The sequence below is a fragment of the Viridibacillus sp. FSL H8-0110 genome, assembly GCF_038003565.1.
GTDB classification, from domain to species: Bacteria; Bacillota; Bacilli; order Bacillales_A; family Planococcaceae; genus Viridibacillus; species Viridibacillus arenosi.
Window position 1 is genome coordinate 4,353,696 of record NZ_JBBOPJ010000001.1, and the last position, 18,202, is coordinate 4,371,897.

Consider the following 18,202-nt stretch of genomic DNA (forward strand, 5'->3'; position numbering starts at 1 on the left):
AAAAAATCCAATTCGAATTTATGATCGAATTGGATTTCTTGGTCATTATCATTTATTTGATTTTGGAATTATTAATTTGAATGTTGTACCTTTCTCAGAGCTTTCTACAAGATGTAGATCGCCAAGGATGGACTGCGCCATCATTTTACTAAGCGGTAGCCCTAGACCTAAGCCACGCACTTCGTATTTCTTATTTTCACCTCGATAGAAGCGTTCGAAAACTAAATCTTGCTCTTCCTTTGGAATACCTTGTCCATAATCAGATACAGTAATAACAACCGATTCCTTCTCATCATGCAAAACGACGTTAATATTGCCTTGCCCCTTCATAGCTTGTTCAGCATTTGTAAATAAATTGGTGAAAATCTGTTGAAAACGAATAGCATCAATATTCACCGTTACTAACTCTTTTAATGTAGTCAGTGTTAACTGGATATCGTCAGTGTCCTGCATTAGCCTCCATCGATTAACTACGTCTTTTACCATTTGGTTAATTTCAAGTTCTTCAAATTTTACAGGAATGGCGTTTACAGCAAATGAGTTGAATGCCAATAGATCACCAACCATTGTTTTTAATTTTGATGTTTCATTTATCGCCATTTTAACAAATTCGCGAGCATCATCACCTGAAACAACTCCATCTTGAATGGCTTGTAACAGACCACTAATAGAAGTTACAGGTGTTTTTAATTCATGTGTCACACCTGCTAATAATTCTGTTCGCATTGACTCAAGTTGTTCCAAGCGCATTGCCATCTCTTTAAACGAACGAACAAGTTCATACACTTCTTCTTCCTTTAAATTTTCAGGAAGTTTGATATTATAGTCTCCCTGCTGTACTTGTTTTGCTGCGGCGGCAACCTCTTTAATTGGTGTAGCTAATCTTCTTGATAAAAAATAAATTGCACCTAAACCTAGCAATGCTAAACTGCCTATCATAATAGCTAGCTGACCATACTCTTGATTTAAATGTGTAAGGCTCTCCTTCGATTCTACAATGACTACCCAACCGACTTGTTCATCGTCAATTTCAATTTTCTTCTTTACCGCATAAAAAACTTTTGATGTACCATTATAAGTAAGTTTCTGTACCTCATCACTAGACGATAAAATATCGGCTTGAATACTTTGCTCTCGCGGTCCTTTAGGACGATTACTTGAAATGATTTTGCCTTCAGTATCTACTATATAAATGACGGGCTTAATATCCATATTCATAAAACGATCACGCTCTCTAAATAGTCCAGGATTTTCACCATTTGGAATTCCTGCATCAACATTATCTGAAATGCGATGAGTCGTTTCCTCTGCCATGAACTCAATCATATCCAATCGATACACTAGTGTTGTATGACGTAACCAGATTGCTGATATAAACGCAATAATTGTTAGCCCTATACATAGAGTTAGCAAATAGCGCGTAGTCCAATATCGCGTTAAGGATACCCTTTTCTTTTTACGACTTTTTAACACTTAACTGATACCCCAATCCACGAAGTGTCTTTATTTCCCCGTCTTCGGCAGGCCAGTTTTGTAGTGATTTACGTAATCTCTTTATTGCTAAATCGACTGCACGGTCGCTACCATCATATTCCCATCCCCACACTTGCTCAATTAATTGATCTCGTGTAAATGTTTTGTTTGGATGCTCTGCTAGAAACATTAATACTGATAAATCTCTTGGTGTTAAATCTATTTCTTGATTATTCACATGTACATCATGTGATTGTAAGTTAATTTCTAAGCTACCAAATTTCCTCTTAGGGGCTTTATCGCCTTGTGTTCTTCTTAAAACGGCTTTCACGCGTGCAACAACCTCTTCAGCAATAAATGGCTTTGTAATGTAATCATCTGCACCTTCATTTAGGCCTTCAAGGCGATAATTGACTTCACCTAAGGCTGTTAACATGATAACTGGACAAGTATTTATTTGACGTATTTCCTTTAAGATCTCCCACCCACTTTTTCCTGGGAGCATAATATCTAATAACACGAGATTAGGATTAAATTCATGGAATTTCTTAATTGCATCAGAACCATTATAGGCCTGCTCTGTTTGAAAATTCACCTTTTGCAAATAGGCCTTGAGCACTTGGCTAATCGCAAATTCATCTTCTACAATGAGTACTTTATCCATACAATTCCCTCCAACTCGCTTATATTTTCGTTTTCCAAACATTATATCATTTCAATACGTCAACTAGATGTCATAAACAAATAACACATAACTGAAAAGCGGTAAAAAATTAAAAAAACTCCACTAACATAGCCGTTAGTGGAGCTCATAATTTTTTATTAAAGAAATGTCCTAGAAGTGAATGAAAATAATTCTTCCACTAAGCTATTTATTGTACTGAATCTTCTGGTTTGTCAAAGTAGGTTGCCGCTTTTTCGTAATCGAAGCGACCTTCCCATTTAGACATAACAATTGTAGCTAGAGAGTTACCAACTACATTTACCACTGTACGAGCCATATCAAGAATACGGTCAATACCAGCAATAAATGCTAAACCTTCTGGTGGAATACCAACAGTACCAAGAGTCGCTAATAATACAACAAAAGATACACCTGGTACGCCTGCAATACCTTTAGAAGTAACCATCAATACAAGTACTAATGTAATTTGATCCATAATAGTTAAAGGAACATTATACATTTGAGCAATGAAAATTGCCGCAATCGCTTGGTATAGCGTAGAACCATCTAAGTTAAATGAATATCCCGTAGGTATTACAAAAGATACGACATCCTTTGGACTACCGAATTTCTCCATTTTTTGCATTACTTTTGGTAATACGGTTTCAGAGCTTGAAGTAGAGTATGCTAAAATCAACTCATCTTTTAATACTCTAAGCAAACGGAAAATATTGATACCAACGAGCTTAGCAATTGAACCTAATATCACGATTATAAAGAATATCATGGATGCATAAACTAAAATCGCCAATTTACCTAAAGGAATTAATGACTCTAAACCAAATTTTGAAACGGTTATCCCGATTAATGCGAATACACCAAAAGGAGCAAATTTCATAACTGTGTTCGTTACCCAGAACATAGCGTCTGCTGTTCCTTGGAAGAAAGCAAGAACTGGTTTCCCTCTCTCACCAATAGAAGCTACACCAAGCCCAAATAATACAGAGAAGAAGATTATTGCTAACATGTTCGTATTAGCCATAGCATCAATGATATTCGTTGGAACAATATTAATAATTGTATCAGCGAAACCATGACTTTGTACTTCTTCAGTTGTATGAAGATATTGAGAAATATCACCTTTAGTGATAGCACTCATATCCACACCAACACCAGGTTGGAATATATTCGCAACCAATAAACCGACAACAATTGCAATTGTTGTTACAACTTCAAAGTAAATAAGCGTTTTCGCACCTAATTTACCAAGCTGTTTCATGTCACCTGTTCCAGCAACACCTAAAATTAATGTAGAAACAATAATCGGCACAACGATCATTTTGATCATATTCAAGAATATTGTACCAATTGGTTGTAAATAAGTTTCAACCTTTGGATTGCCGTAGAAAATCGCACCTACTGTAATACCTAAAACAAGTCCGATCAATATTTGAACAGCTAAACTTATCTTAAATTTTTTCTTCATCAATAAGTCACCCCTTTGTTCTGTTTTACTTTTTACAGAAAAAGCCTTATTCACATTTTAATAACGACTTATCAAATCCGACAGAATCCGACATTTATTTGATTAAAAAATTTTGAAATAAGAAATTATATTGTTTTTCCACTATCTATTTTGCCTATTTAGGTGGATGTTGATACTTCTCTAAAGACTCTACATATAACACTTGTAAGAATTTCTTCACATTCACTTTTATCTTCCTAGTCACTTTAGAATCCTCTTGAATCGAACGCATACATGTTCGAATTTCTGAGAACTCAAAGTAGCGCGGAGCATAATATTCAAACTCAGGGTTTGTATAATCTACAACACCTAAAGTTGCTAAGTTGTTCATTGCGGCCAATATCGTTCTACGTATGCGTTGCTCTATGGCCTTACTTTCTTTCATTATCTCAACACCGTTAGTCTTTGTTTCAGATGCAAGTTCCTCATATAAATCCTTTAAAGCGGGCAATTGCATTGAAGATTCACTACGATTGATCAACAATTCCATTATGCATAGAATATCATCACTTCCTACTTCTCCTACAATACCCATATCATTTAAAATGGATAACACAACATCTCTTATAGTTCGATGTGTCTCTTCTTTTGTGGTCTCTTCAAAATTTATTAAAGATTCACGAATCGTGAGCAGTGATCGTTTTAATAAAAAACGCTCAGCAGTTTTCTTTAAGACATTTTGCACTTCCACTCGATTGATGGGTTTATGGATAAAGAACTCCACATCTTTTTCGTATGCTTGTCCTACCATTTCCTTATTAACGACTTGTGAAATCATCACAAAATGGCCTTTAAATCCTTGTTTTCTCAATTGTTCTATTGTTTCAATACCATCTAAGTTTGGCATTAATAAATCGATTAATACAAGATCAGGATGGCTTGATAAAATAAGTGGCAATGCACTTTCTCCACTATCAGCCTCCCCAATTACTACCCCCAAATCACCTTCAATAATTATTTGCTTCAGCATTCGGCGGCTAGCTGCATCATCATCTACTATAAAATAACGCAGGATTATTCAACTCTCTTTCGAATATTCTTCGTTGGTATTTCGATTCTAAAAATCAAGCCACTCTCAAGATTTCTAACAGAAATATCCCCTTCAAGCATTTGTACAATTTCGCGTACGTGAGATAAGCCAATCCCAGTTGCTGCAACACCTTGCTTATTGTATTTCGTTGTAAAGCCAGGCTCAAAAATAATATCTAAATCCTCTTTAGATATACCCTTGCCAGAATCACTTACTTTAAAGCATGTCTTCTTTTCTATATCAGTCACCTCAATTGAAATTTCACCATCATCATCAATGGCCTCAACAGCATTTGCTACAAGATTATTGAGCATAGCTAGTAACGGAATTTGTTGATTCGTTTCAAAATCGGTGGATACTTTCACATGAAAAACAATTTGTTTACCTAATAGCTCACTATATTTCTTATTAGCCGTTGTAACGAAATCAAATAAATTCGATAAAAAATAAACATCATTTGTTTTTTGAAGCGTGATGTTTGATAAACCCGAGAATATACGCTGAGCATCTTTCTTAACTTCATGAATTTCCTGGGCAATATGCAAAGCCTTCACACTCAGCTCTCTTTGCTCAATATCCTTTAATTTACGATATAGATCATAGCTAGAAGCTGTAATTTTCTCTATATGATTCATTGATTTTTGCAAATACAACGTCTCTACATATAAACCTGAGTCTACCGTTAGCTCTTCCTCTAATCGTTTATGTTGCTCTGAAATAACGACTGAACTATATAAACCTACGACAAAAAAGCTTCTCAATAAAGCAACTGCACTTAATAGCCCCAAATCATATAAATCAATACTCGTTTCAGCTATTAAGAAAGAGCGAATGATATGTTCTACACTATTCCCTATAATTTCAAGTAATGTCGCATATATACCTAAGCGTAATGGTTTATCTTGATATTTTTCAACGCCAAATATTCGAAAACCACTAGAAAAAATAAAGTAATAAATAAAGGCAGGAGCATTTTGCTTTAGGCTTTCCGTAATATCAAACAAATTAAACGCTACATCATTCATAATTCGGAATAAAACTACCGTTAACCCCGTAACAATCCCAGCTCTTATAATTGCATAAGGCGGTCGAATTAATATAAGTAAAAGGAACATAATGCTCCCAAGACCAAATCGAAAATTTTCCCCATAGAAAGGTGCCACTTTTATCTCACTGCTAATAGCTGTCAAAATAGCGATGAGAATTATCCATATCAGCTCGGACTTTCTCCATTTAGCACTTAAATTGATCATTAGAACTCTCCTAAAATAAATTACCCAATAAAAATGAATTTGCTTAAAAATCTCTATTTTATGAAAACGCAATCACTACGCCATTTTACCATTGTTCTATTTACAAGGAAAAACATTTACTTAATGCTCTTCTTTTATTAAGAAAATGATCTTTAAGTTACACAAATAATGTGATCAATATGAGGACTTAAGTTGTTTTCTACTATAATGGTTGAATTCTTAACATTTTTCACCAAAGATATTAAAGGCAACTCCAAATTAATTAGGGGAATGAATTGAAAAAGTTAAAGAACTATATTACTTCGTTCTAATTATTCAATTAAGCGTAAGATGACTGTTTATACAGTTAGATTGGTCTTTTATGGTTGAGGTAATACCTTCATATATAAGTATTGTTACTTCAATTTAAATTAATTTTTTGATTAGTTTGCTTTTAATAAATAATAAAAACCCGATTAAGCAGTCAGTTGATGCACTTGCTTTATCGGGCTTCATTATTTTAACTCTAGATAAACGGTTAGCTAGTAGTACTAATCATTACATTACCAAAACACTTTAACATTCCATCATTTTTGAAATTAACTTCCGATTACGTTTTTTAAACAACTCGTTGTGAGAGGAAACCATTCCAAATCCATTTGCCTCAGGTTCAATATATTTTTTAGCCTTATTTACTGCATTTGCTGCATCTTGGAATGCTCCAGCAATTAAATTCACTTTCCCTTCATATTTTACAATATCACCTGCGGCATATAGACCTGGTACTGATGATTCGCCCGAAGAGTTGCTTTCAATATAAAAGTTTTCCGCAATATCAATTTCAACTTCACTATTTTGAAGTAAAGACGCATCTTGTTCAAAACCATGATTAATAATGACTTCATCAATTTCTACATACTCTACTTCATTACTTTGATGATTTGTTAATTCGACTTTCTCAATTATTTCTCGATTTTCACTAGCGATAAATTTTGTAATAGATGTGTTAAAAAAAGATGTAACCGAGCTTTCTAATAAGTGATTCACTTGGGATTCATGCCCATTTAGTTGATCTTTTCGATACGTTAAATACACCTTTTTCGCTATTGGCTCTAATTCATTTGCCCAGTCAATTGCTGAATTACCGCCGCCAGAAATGATGACCGTTTTATCTTTGAAGCGTTGAATAGATTTTACAGTGTAGTTCAAGTTCGATACTTCAAATTTATCTGCACCTTCAAGTTGAATTTTCGTTGGATTCAAGATACCACTTCCAACGGCAACTATTATGGTTTTGGAGTAATGCTTATTTCCTGAAGCTGTCGTTAACTCAAAAAGGTTTCCATCATTTTTTACAATGGATTCTACTTTTTCATTTAACACAACAGTTGGATTAAACGTTAATCCTTGTTCGACTAATTGCTCAATCAATTGCTCTCCTGGTAGCGGCTTATGTCCCCCTACATCCCATATCATTTTTTCTGGATAAACGTGCAATTTACCACCTAAATAAGGTTGATATTCAATGATTTTCGTTTTCATTTCACGTAATCCACTATAAAAAGTTGAATATAATCCTGCTGGTCCTCCACCAATTATCGTCACATCGTACAACTCTTGTAGTTCCATATATTAACACTCCTAATTTGTATTAAATAATTTATGTATCTATCTATTTTCTTCAATTGAAAAAATTAATTGACTTTCAGTATCATTGACCTTATATTTAAGCATGTGCAATGATACTGAAATTCATTCTCAATTGTAAGCTATTAATTTTATTTTGTAAACGGAGGTTAGTCATATTATGGTTCGCCTATATACAGATGACTTAAGCATTGGTTATGGTGACCGTTTAATTGTCAAAGAATTGAGTATATCAATTCCCGATAAGAAAATTACAACGATCATCGGCGCAAATGGTTGTGGTAAATCAACGCTTTTGAAAACAATGACTCGTATTATTTCTCAGCAATCAGGTGCAGTCTTGCTAGATGGGGAAAACATTGCCAAGCAAAATACGAAGGACTTAGCGAGCAAAATGGCTATTCTCCCTCAAACACCAGAGAGTGTTAGTGGGTTGACAGTAGGGGAGCTTGTATCCTATGGACGCTTTCCTTATCAAAAGGGACTTGGCCGGTTAACAAAAGAGGATTATGACGTCATTGAATGGGCTCTCGATGTAACAGGAACTACTGAATTCAAATACCGCTCTGTTGATGCATTATCAGGCGGTCAGAGACAACGTGTTTGGATTGCCATGGCGCTTGCACAAGAGACAGAGATTATTTTCCTTGATGAGCCAACAACTTATCTAGATTTAGCTCATCAATTAGAAGTTCTCAATCTTTTACAAAAGTTAAACGAAGAACAAGAACGTACTATTATCATGGTATTACATGATTTAAATCAAGCAGCGCGTTTTGCTGATTATATTATTGCTTTAAAAGATGGGGAAATTGTGAAGGCAGGAAATTGCGAAGATGTTATTACAGCTGATGTACTTGAGAAAGTATTCGCAATTGATGCTCATATCGGAATAGACCCTAGAACAAACAAACCAATGTGTGTCACATATGATTTACTAAAAGGAGCAGAAAAATGAAAAAGTTATTTATACCATTCGTATTATTATTCGTTTTAATCATTGCCGCTTGTGGCAATAAAACTGAGGATAAAGCTGAGGATACTTCAGCAGATAAAAACAATGAGCCAACGACGATTACATATGAATCTGAAGATGGTCCAGTAGAAGTGCCAGCCAACCCACAAAAAGTTATAGTATTAGGTTCTTTTGCAGGTAACGTAATGGCACTTGATGTACCACTTGTAGGTGTTGACGCTTGGGCAAAAATGAATCCTCGTTTTGATTCAACTTTAAAAGACGTTGAAGAAGTAACAGATGAAGATATAGAGAAAATTATAGAGCTTGAACCAGACTTAATCATTGGTCTTTCAACTGCTAAAAACATTGATAAACTAAAAGAAATTGCTCCAACAGTAACATTTACTTACGGAAAAGTAGATTACCTTACACAACATTTAGAAATTGGTAAATTATTAAATAAAGAAAAAGAAGCAAAAGTATGGGTTGACGATTTTAAAGAACGTGCTGCTACAGCAGGCGATGAAATCCGTGCGAAAATCGGGGAAGATACAACAGTTTCTGTCATCGAAAACTTCAATAAAGACCTATATGTATACGGCGATCACTGGGGTCGTGGAACAGAAATTTTATATCAAGAAATGAAATTAAAAATGCCTAAAAAAGTAGAAGAGTCAGTCTTAAAAGACGGCTATTATGCTCTATCTCAAGAAGTTTTACCTGATTATGCTGGTGATTATGTTATCTTAAGTAAATTCTCGGATAGTGATAATTCATTCCAAAAAACAGAAACATTTAAAAACATTCCTGCTGTTAAAAATGGTCATGTATATGAAGCAAATGCTAATGAATTCTATTTCAATGATCCGTTAACTCTAGAATATCAATTAGAATTCTTCAAAGACCATTTCTTAGGAAAATAAGCATCACTAATTTTAAAATAGGAATGATGATTAACTATGACAAAAGAAAAACAACAATCCATACCGTTTGTTATTAAATTCATAGTAGGAATTATCGTTCTGATCTGTATATTTACAGTAGCTATGGTATTCGGTGCTGCAAATACTTCTGTAAGAGAAGTATGGCTAGCTATTACTTCAGATTCAGCGAGTGATACCATTACGATGATTCGAGAAATCCGTTTACCGAGAGAGGTCGGCGCCATTTTTGTTGGTGCCGCCCTTTCTGTTGCGGGTGCTATTATGCAAGGCATGACACGAAATCCATTAGCAGATCCAGGATTACTTGGACTAACTGCTGGTGCAAATGCTGCTCTAGCCATCACCTTTGCTCTTCTACCATCCACAAGCTATTTTGGTATTATGATTGCTTGTTTCATAGGTGCCGCAATTGGCGCTGTTTTAGTATTTGGAATTGGTATGTTAAAAAGAGGTGGATTTTCTCCACTACGAATGGTGTTAGCCGGAACTGCAGTTTCTGCATTCCTTTATGCAATAGCTGACGGGGTAGCCTTATACTTTAAAATTTCAAAAAACGTTTCTATGTGGACAGCTGGGGGCCTTGTCGGCACTGCATGGAGTCAGTTACAACTAATTATACCTATTATTATTGTAGGTCTAATTGTAGCTCTCCTTCTTTCAAGACAGCTCACTTTACTAAGTTTAAGTGAAGAAGTAGCAGTTGGCTTAGGGCAAAATACAATGCGTGTAAAGATCATTTTATTTTTCATCATTATTATTTTAGTTGGAACATCAGTGGCACTTGTAGGAAATATGGCTTTCATTGGTTTAATGGTACCTCACATCGTGCGTGCCATTGTCGGTACAGATTACCGTCTTGTTATTCCCATGTCAACTATCGTAGGAGCTTCCTTTATGCTATTAGCTGATACAGTTGGGCGTACAATTAACGCACCTTATGAAACGCCTATTGCTGCTATTATTGCTGTTTTAGGACTACCGTTCTTTTTAATCATTGTTCGTAGAGGGGGCAAAGTATTCTCATGATTGCACCTCATTTGATTAGAAGACAACGATTAATCATATTTATACTATGCGCATTAATTATAGCTACATTTATTATCGGTTTAGGTATGGGAGCATCTTCAGTTTCATTCGACCGTATCATTCCAACTATTCTTGGTAACGGTACTTTCAAAGAAGAATTTGTTCTCTTTTCAATACGCCTACCTCGAATTCTTATTACTGTTTTAGCGGGTATGGCACTCGCATTATCTGGCTCCATTTTGCAAAGCATTACACGTAATGATTTAGCCGATCCAGGAATTATCGGGATTAATGCTGGCGCTGGAGTTGGCGTAGCTATTTTCTTTTTATTTTTCCCTGTTGATGTTGGAACATTTATATATGTCTTACCGGCAGTTGCCTTTTTAGGTGCTTTGCTAACGGCTATATTGATATATGCATTTTCTTATAGTAAGAAAGAAGGTCTACAACCGGTACGCTTAGTTTTGGTCGGTATTGGGTTTTCAATGGCGCTCTCAGGCGTGATGATTGTTCTAATCTCATCAGCTGAACGTACAAAAGTGGATTTTATAGCTAAATGGTTAGCAGGTAATATCTGGGGAAATGATTGGGCATTTGTATGGGCAATTTTGCCTTGGCTTGTTATATTAATTCCTTATACTCTATTCAAGGCAAATAAACTGAACTTATTAAACTTGAGTGAACCTGTAGCTATTGGAGTAGGTGTCTCACTTGAGAAAGAAAGAATTGTTTTACTGTTAACTGCTGTAGCATTAGCTGCTTCTGCGGTTTCGGTCACCGGCGGAATTGCCTTCATTGGTCTTTTGTCACCTCATATTGCGAAAGCACTAGTAGGACCGAGAAATCAATTATTTATACCTGTGGCTATTTTAACAGGTGGTTGGCTATTACTACTTGCCGATACTATAGGGCGTAATATTATAAGCTTCAGTAGCATTCCAGCGGGTATTATCGTATCTCTAATTGGTGCACCGTACTTCATTTACCTATTGTTTAAAAAATAAACTAAAACCTCTCATTTATGAGAGGTTTTTTTCATTATTATATTAATACTTGTTCTTGCATCATTTTCAGCGGTTATATATTCAACACCACAATCATTTGCATTTTTATATAGTAAATCGACCACTTCTTTATTTTTGCCTGCAAATAATATAACTATTTTAGGGTATTAAAGCAAAATGAATATTAGGATCAACGCAAAAATAATTTGGAATAGACCAATACCACCTGCATATGCAGATAATTTCCATCCATGCTGTGTTAAATCTTTTATATTAACACTCATACCAATACCTGCAAGTGCCGTGATTTCCAAATAATTTCCAAAAACTTTGATTGGATGTGTAATTGCTGCTGGAAATAAAACAATACTATTGATTACACACAATAATAAAAACCCTGCTACATACCAAGGAACAATTGAACGTATGTTGAATTTTCCTTTAGTGGCTTCTTGAGCTTCTTGAGCCTCTTGATTTGCCATCTTTATACGTGTTAGAACAAACACGACTAATGCTAAGAAAATGATTCTGCTGATTTTAAAAATTTCTGCCTGATCTTTCACTGCCTCACCAACTATGCTCCCACTAGCAACTACTTGCCCTACGGATTGCAATGTCCCACCTATTAAAGCTGAAGACGGTAGAATATTATTATGAAAAACAGTACTTGTAATGACAGGCAAAAGAATCATCAAAACCGTACCTAGTAAATTAACAATTGTTATTGATACAGCCATATCTGATGTTTTTGCATTAATTGCTGGTGCTGTTGATGCAATAGCTGAAGAACCACAAACTGCATTACCACTCGCCATCAATAAGCGAAAGTCCTCACCAAAACTTAATTTTTTTCCCAACCAAATAACAAAAGCAATTGTCCCAGCCATTTGAATAAGAATAAAAGAGATACCCGTTAGCCCAATATTAAATAAAGAGTTAAATGTCAGCGTTGCACCCAATAAAATAATTGAATAGTATAGCAGATTACTTTCTGAAAACTTTATTCCTGGTCTTAACATCGAGTTCGACCCAAATTTTAAATTGCCAATCATAATACCTATTAAAATAGCAAATAACCCACTGCCTAAACTTGGAAAGAAACGTCCAAATACCATTCCAATAAAAGCGATCATAATACAAATTATCAATCCAGGTAGAACATTTATTATTTTCTTCATTTTGTAACCCCATTTATTTTTGTTTGTACCTAAACTTTACTGGAGAATTAATAATCAGTAAAATACAGATAAGTAATTATGACTATTAGTATTTCTAATAAGGGGGAATTTAATGTATTACGATGCTTTAAAGACATTCGTTGCTTTAGCGGATATAAAAAACTTCACGAAGACAGCTGAATACCTCCATATTTCTCAACCTAGCGTTAGTTTACACATAAAAAATTTAGAAACTGAATTTAATACACAGTTGTTTTTACGCTCACCTAAATCTCTAAAAATTACCCCCTCTGGTGAAATTCTCTATGATCGCGCTAAACAAATGTTAGCTATTTACGATCAGACCAAATCGGATATTCTAACACTTCAAAATGAAATTAAAGGAAAACTGCTAATTGGCGCAAGCTTTACCATTGGCGAATACGTACTACCTTCATTACTCGTTACTTTACAGCAAAAATATCCTGAACTTCATCTGGAGGTAATGATCGGAAATACGGATGAGGTTGTTGAAGCTGTTCAATTGCTGAAGATAGATATCGGCTTAATCGAAGGGCAAACAACCAATAAAGAGTTAATTATAGAACCCTTCATGGAAGACGAGTTATTGTTAGTCGCATCTCCTTCACATGTGCTTGCCCAAAAAGAAATCATAACGATTCAAGACTTACATAATCACACATGGCTAACTCGCGAAGAAGGCTCAGGTACACGTAATTACTTACTTCATGTACTAGAATCTAACAGTATCAATATTAAATCGCTAATCTCCATTAGCAGTAATCAAGGATTAAAAGAATTTATGACACAAGGAATTGACGGACTTACACTACTATCAAAGAGTGTCATTGAACATGAATTAAAAAGAGGGACACTCGCTGCTATCCGTTTAGAAGACCATATATTTAAGCGGAGTTTTTCCTATGTATATTCACCTATTATGGGAAGTAAAAAGAATACCTCTATGTTCATAAAAGAAATCAACAATAAGTGGCATATATAAAAAGCCGTTTCTTACATCAAACGAATGACGTAAAAACGGCTTTCTTATTCAATACCCCTATTGTTTAAACGTGCGTTTTAAAAATGACTTTGTACGTTCATTTTGCGGATGGTTAAAGATTTGCTCTGGTGAACCTTCTTCCACTATGACCCCTTTATCCATGAAAACAACACGATCTGAAACTTCTCTTGCAAATTCCATTTCATGTGTCACGATTAACATCGTAAGACCTGTACCTGCTAATTCCTTCATAACCTTTAGAACTTCTCCAACCATTTCTGGGTCGAGTGCAGATGTTGGTTCATCAAAAAGTAATACATCTGGTTCCATAGACAGCGCTCTAGCAATAGCTACACGTTGCTTTTGACCACCTGATAATTGGTGTGGCTTCGCATTGACATAACGATCTAAACCAACAACCTTCAAGTACTTCATAGCAACATTCTCAGCATCACTTTTAGAGCGTTTTAAAACCTTTGTTTGACCTACAATACAATTTGTTAATACATTAAGGTTATTAAACAAATTGAATGATTGGAATACCATACCTAGTTTTGTACGATAATTATTTATATTATGGTTGTTATCTAGAATATTGTCACCTTGATAAACAATCTGTCCTCCACTTGGTCTTTCTAATAAGTTAATACAACGTAGAAGCGTAGATTTCCCTGATCCTGAAGAGCCGATGACACAGACAACTTCCCCTTTGTTTACAGAGAAATCAATGTCTTTAAGAACTTCATGAGTGCCAAAGGATTTGCTTAGATGTTGTATCTCGATTACATTTTTCATAAGTCTATCTCCTTTGTCCGCATCATGCTTTTTTGCCTTCCATTTGTTCTAGATCATCAATCATTTGATAGTTTTGTGGACCATCTAATCGTTTTTCAAAGTAGTGTAGAATTTTCGTCACTACGAATGTCATGATTAAGTATAAAATACATGCTACAAAGAATGACTCGAAATATCTGAAATTATTCCCCGAAACAGATTTTGTTTGGAAGTATAGTTCTGTAACCCCAATTACATTCAATACTGATGTATCTTTAATATTCATAACAAATTGGTTACCTGTTGCAGGTAAAATATTCCTTAAAACTTGTGGTAATACTACATGAATCATAGTTTGCCAATGATTCATACCAATCGCTTGAGCTGCTTCAAATTGGCCCTTATCTACTGAGATAATACCGCCACGTACAATTTCAGCCATATACGCTCCTGTATTAATAGCAACGATAAAAATTGCTGCAAACGTGCGGTCCATATCTACACCAAATGCTTGGGCAGCACCATAGAAAACTACCATTGCCTGAACAATCATTGGTGTACCTCGGAAAAATCCTACGTATATCCCAAGAATTATATTTATTAGTTTTAATACAATTCTTTTTAATCCTCTTTCAGGTTTAGGAATCGTATTAATAATACCGATAAGTAATCCAATGATTGCACCGAAAACAGTACCAAGTGTTGCAATTAATAACGTCATCCATGCCCCGCGAAGGAACATTTCCCAGTTTTCTGTTGCTATACTTATAATCCAATCAATACTCATACTGTTCCTCCTTCAAAAGCAGTAATACCGACTGCTTCATATGCAGCCGGTATCCGTCATACATTATTTTGCAGCTGGTTGGTTTGCAATCGCTTTATCCATAATTTCTGTACGCTCTTCTTCAGAGATACCTTTTAAAACTTCATTAATTTTATCTTTTAATTCGCTATCTTTTTCAATACCTACAGCAATTGCTGTATCTTCTTCAGACGCTTTAAAGCCATCTGTGAATTCAACCATTACAAATTTATCATTTGCAGCTGAAGAACTAATACCTTCTGGACGTTCAGATACATAACCATCAATCACACCTGATTCAAGTGCTACACGCATTGCAGGGAAGTTATCCATTGCAGCTTGTTTTTTAACACCAGTAATTTGATCTATTACATCATAGTGTGTTGTATTTAATTGACCTGTAATTTTGGCACCACTAAAATCCTGGATTGATTTAGCTTTCTCGTATTTACTGCCCTTTTTAACAACCATTACATAATTAGATGTATAGTAGTTATCAGTGAAATCAATTGTCTTTTTACGCTTTTCAGTTGGAGACATACCCGCCATAATTGCATCAATTTTACCTGAAGTTAATGAAGGTACTAGACCGTCCCATTCTGTTTTGACGATTACTAGTTCTTTTCCTAAAGATTCTGCAACTCTTTTTGCAATCTCAACATCATAACCGCCAGCATATTCTGCGTTACCAGAGATTTTCACGCCGCCGTTTGAATCATCCTTTTGTGTCCAGTTAAACGGAGGGTATCCCGCTTCCATACCAATTGTGAATGTTTCTTTTTTTGTTTCCCCTTCAGTAGATGCACCTGATCCCGAACCTGCATCTTTAGTTCCACAACCAGCTAATAGTAAAATAGCAAGTAGTGTCATAGCAGAAAAAATTGCCCATGTTTTTTTCATATTATATTCTCCCCCTCTAAATAATATCCTTAATTTTCTTCAAAATACTAAAAAAGGCTATTGTACGTATAAAAAACGCGCCCTGAGATGAACTCAGGTCGCATTGTACAATAGCCTAAATCCTCTACTTATCCCTAAATGAGATAGCTCAACTCAACGAACTAGGACGTTCATTGAGACAGTCCTGCAGTTATTAACTACAGACCCAGCAAGTAACATCGAGTGTATTACAAACTTCGGCGACATCTCCTTCTCAATAGTTTCATAGTTTCTCAAGCTCCACTAAAGACTAATAGATATCGCGCCTCTACCTCACCCATTAACAAGTGAGGTTGTATTCAATTATCATTGTACACAGTCTACAGTAACGAACTTTCAGTGTCAACACACATTTTATAAAATACTCAGAATACTATCTTTTTTCTTACAACTAGTTTTTAGCCTCTAACAATATCTGACCCAGCGTACGTAACTTCACCTGTCGTAGCATTAATCTTATCAATTACACCATTTTCAGAAGGTGCATTAATAGAGTAATTTAAGCTGTATATTGTCATTTCATCATCTTCATCTATCTCTTCAAAACGTGAAAGTTTCATCTGCAAACTCTGTTTATATATAGTATCCGCTTCTTCTAATGTAATCATTGGTGTAGTATTCACACCTCGAATAGCCTCCATATTTAATGCGCTATACAAACATGAACGAATAATTCCTGTATGTATACCTACCTCAATTAGAACGGAGTATTTGTCTAATTTGTATCCCTGGAAAAATGGGATAAAAGTAAACATAGTTGTTGGTTCATCTTCATGTTCGTCTTCATGCTCGTCTTCATCATATTCATCCACATTGAAGAGATCATCATCCGAATCATCGTCAAATTCTTCTGTATCATCATTCAATACAGATTGTTCTTCAAGCATGTATTTATGGTGTATGTCACCCGCAATAATCTCTAAAAATTGCATTGCATTGTCTTTTAATTGCTCAAAAGGTAACTCAATCTTTGCTTCTGTATCCCATTCCACATTAGATTCATAGTTAGCGCCTGCATCATCAAAATGTAGTACTTCGATTACAGCTTCTGCATCTTCACCTTTTTCATCTAACTCTTCCGTAACATACCAATATAAATTACCCTCTTCTTCACGTAATACATATTGATCAGTTGCACCCAATAATTTTGGTAATGCCTTCGTCACTTGGACAGGTGTAACAGCAAATTGTTCAAGCTGTGATTCACTGAACAACTGACTTGCTTTTTGAACTTCCCCATCAACAGTAACACCTATATAATCTCGAATTGGTTGATAAACCAATTCAAATTCTCCTTGCTCTTCATTTTCTTCGATTCCTAATTCCACTAATGTCTCTTTACATAAAATTTCTCTAGCTTCATCTTCTGTTACTTCCACTTTTGGATATGTAAGTTGATAATATTCTTGGAATATTGTAGCCGCTGTAATAGTGCCATATGAATTAATCTCTATAACTGCACCAGAATTAGGTAAAGGGAGTTTTAATTTTTTATCGATAGCTTCATAAACTACTAAATATTCTCCTTCGCCAATTTCAGAGAAATTACTAAATTGTATTACTTCACGGCCGAAATCCTTCACAAAGGACTCTGTAATATGTAAAATTTCATCCATCTCAAGTTCTTCTAGATTTTCTAACTCAACATCGTTGTTTTCTACTAATTTATCAAAATCGATGTTGATGTTTGTCAACTCTTTATCGTCAGTCACTTCAATATAACCGTAATTGACATCATTTCTTGCATCCAGGACTTCAATACTATCTTCCATTGTTTCATCTTCATTGATTACAATCGGAGGCAGTCCAATTAAATACTTCTTCAATTTCATTTCTATCTCTATCATACGATGCTCCCTTTCAAGAAATGTATTATTGTTACTATAATATTAACTTCTTAAACAGTGAATTACTATCAAATAGGACATAATAAAAAAAATAATCTACAAATAACGTCATATTTCTAATTTAACAGAAAAAATCCAAAAAAAAAGAAAAAA

The 18,202-nt window shown here is 34.9% G+C and carries 16 protein-coding genes and 1 riboswitch; of the genes, 5 read left to right on the forward strand and 11 right to left on the reverse strand.

The annotated features are described in order from the left end of the window. Positions 1-48 precede the first annotated feature (48 nt). From MHH98_RS21575 to MHH98_RS21600, 6 genes are all read right to left on the reverse strand, one after another. Entirely contained in the window at positions 49-1,473 is a 1,425-nt protein-coding gene (locus MHH98_RS21575) for a HAMP domain-containing sensor histidine kinase (RefSeq protein ID WP_038178934.1), read from the reverse strand. Continuing rightward, on the reverse strand, positions 1,457-2,137 hold the full coding sequence (locus tag MHH98_RS21580; RefSeq protein WP_038178932.1) for a response regulator transcription factor: 681 nt from the start codon (positions 2,135-2,137) through the stop codon (positions 1,457-1,459). Before MHH98_RS21580 ends, MHH98_RS21575 begins: the two co-directional genes overlap by 17 nt. 208 nt (positions 2,138-2,345) lie before the next feature. Further along, positions 2,346-3,623, reverse strand: coding sequence for a cation:dicarboxylate symporter family transporter (locus MHH98_RS21585; protein ID WP_038178930.1), 1,278 nt, complete (start codon positions 3,621-3,623; stop codon positions 2,346-2,348). Positions 3,624-3,777: 154 nt separating this feature from the next. Continuing rightward, entirely contained in the window at positions 3,778-4,674 is an 897-nt protein-coding gene (locus tag MHH98_RS21590) for a response regulator (RefSeq protein ID WP_038178928.1), read from the reverse strand. A gap of 2 nt (positions 4,675-4,676) precedes the next feature. Beyond that, the gene (locus MHH98_RS21595) at positions 4,677-5,945 is read right to left on the reverse strand and encodes an ATP-binding protein (protein WP_076034965.1); all 1,269 of its coding nucleotides are present in this window, start codon (positions 5,943-5,945) and stop codon (positions 4,677-4,679) included. Between the two features lie 555 nt (positions 5,946-6,500). Beyond that, on the reverse strand, positions 6,501-7,553 hold the full coding sequence (locus MHH98_RS21600) for an NAD(P)/FAD-dependent oxidoreductase (RefSeq protein ID WP_038178925.1): 1,053 nt from the start codon (positions 7,551-7,553) through the stop codon (positions 6,501-6,503). Between the two features lie 178 nt (positions 7,554-7,731). Between MHH98_RS21600 and MHH98_RS21605 the strand changes: the two genes are divergently transcribed. From MHH98_RS21605 to MHH98_RS21620, 4 genes are read left to right on the forward strand one after another with little or no spacing between them, the layout of a single operon-like run. After that, positions 7,732-8,529 (forward strand): ABC transporter ATP-binding protein, encoded by a 798-nt coding sequence (locus tag MHH98_RS21605; RefSeq protein ID WP_038178923.1) that lies wholly within the window; start codon positions 7,732-7,734, stop codon positions 8,527-8,529. Continuing rightward, entirely contained in the window at positions 8,526-9,452 is a 927-nt protein-coding gene (locus tag MHH98_RS21610; RefSeq protein WP_038178921.1) for an iron-hydroxamate ABC transporter substrate-binding protein, read from the forward strand. Before MHH98_RS21605 ends, MHH98_RS21610 begins: the two co-directional genes overlap by 4 nt. A gap of 36 nt (positions 9,453-9,488) precedes the next feature. After that, positions 9,489-10,499 carry a FecCD family ABC transporter permease gene (locus MHH98_RS21615; RefSeq protein ID WP_340713501.1) on the forward strand — a complete coding sequence of 337 codons (1,011 nt, stop codon included), beginning with the start codon at positions 9,489-9,491 and terminating at the stop codon, positions 10,497-10,499. Beyond that, complete coding sequence (locus MHH98_RS21620; RefSeq protein WP_038178917.1) at positions 10,496-11,503, forward strand: FecCD family ABC transporter permease; 1,008 nt, start codon at positions 10,496-10,498, stop codon at positions 11,501-11,503. The genes MHH98_RS21615 and MHH98_RS21620 overlap by 4 nt, the downstream gene beginning before the upstream one ends. Positions 11,504-11,670: 167 nt before the next feature. Here MHH98_RS21620 and MHH98_RS21625 read toward each other — a convergent pair whose 3' ends face one another. After that, positions 11,671-12,681 (reverse strand): YeiH family protein, encoded by a 1,011-nt coding sequence (locus MHH98_RS21625; RefSeq protein WP_038178915.1) that lies wholly within the window; start codon positions 12,679-12,681, stop codon positions 11,671-11,673. A gap of 112 nt (positions 12,682-12,793) precedes the next feature. Between MHH98_RS21625 and MHH98_RS21630 the strand changes: the two genes are divergently transcribed. After that, a complete protein-coding gene (locus tag MHH98_RS21630; protein WP_038178913.1) occupies positions 12,794-13,684 on the forward strand; it encodes a LysR family transcriptional regulator in 891 nt (296 codons plus the stop codon). Between the two features lie 57 nt (positions 13,685-13,741). On the opposite strand, the gene MHH98_RS21635 is transcribed toward MHH98_RS21630, so the two are convergent. The 4 genes from MHH98_RS21635 to MHH98_RS21650 all read right to left on the reverse strand — a co-directional run bounded on the left by MHH98_RS21635 (position 13,742) and on the right by MHH98_RS21650 (position 18,049). After that, a complete protein-coding gene (locus tag MHH98_RS21635; RefSeq protein WP_038178911.1) occupies positions 13,742-14,479 on the reverse strand; it encodes an amino acid ABC transporter ATP-binding protein in 738 nt (245 codons plus the stop codon). A 22-nt stretch (positions 14,480-14,501) separates the two neighbouring features. Beyond that, entirely contained in the window at positions 14,502-15,245 is a 744-nt protein-coding gene (locus MHH98_RS21640; protein ID WP_038178910.1) for an amino acid ABC transporter permease, read from the reverse strand. 63 nt (positions 15,246-15,308) lie between these two features. Continuing rightward, positions 15,309-16,163, reverse strand: a complete 855-nt coding sequence (locus MHH98_RS21645; RefSeq protein ID WP_038178908.1) for a transporter substrate-binding domain-containing protein — start codon at positions 16,161-16,163, stop codon at positions 15,309-15,311. Between the two features lie 136 nt (positions 16,164-16,299). After that, positions 16,300-16,481, reverse strand: a riboswitch (Lysine riboswitch). 119 nt (positions 16,482-16,600) lie between these two features. Further along, positions 16,601-18,049, reverse strand: a complete 1,449-nt coding sequence (locus tag MHH98_RS21650) for a hypothetical protein (RefSeq protein ID WP_340713503.1) — start codon at positions 18,047-18,049, stop codon at positions 16,601-16,603. Positions 18,050-18,202 lie beyond the last annotated feature (153 nt).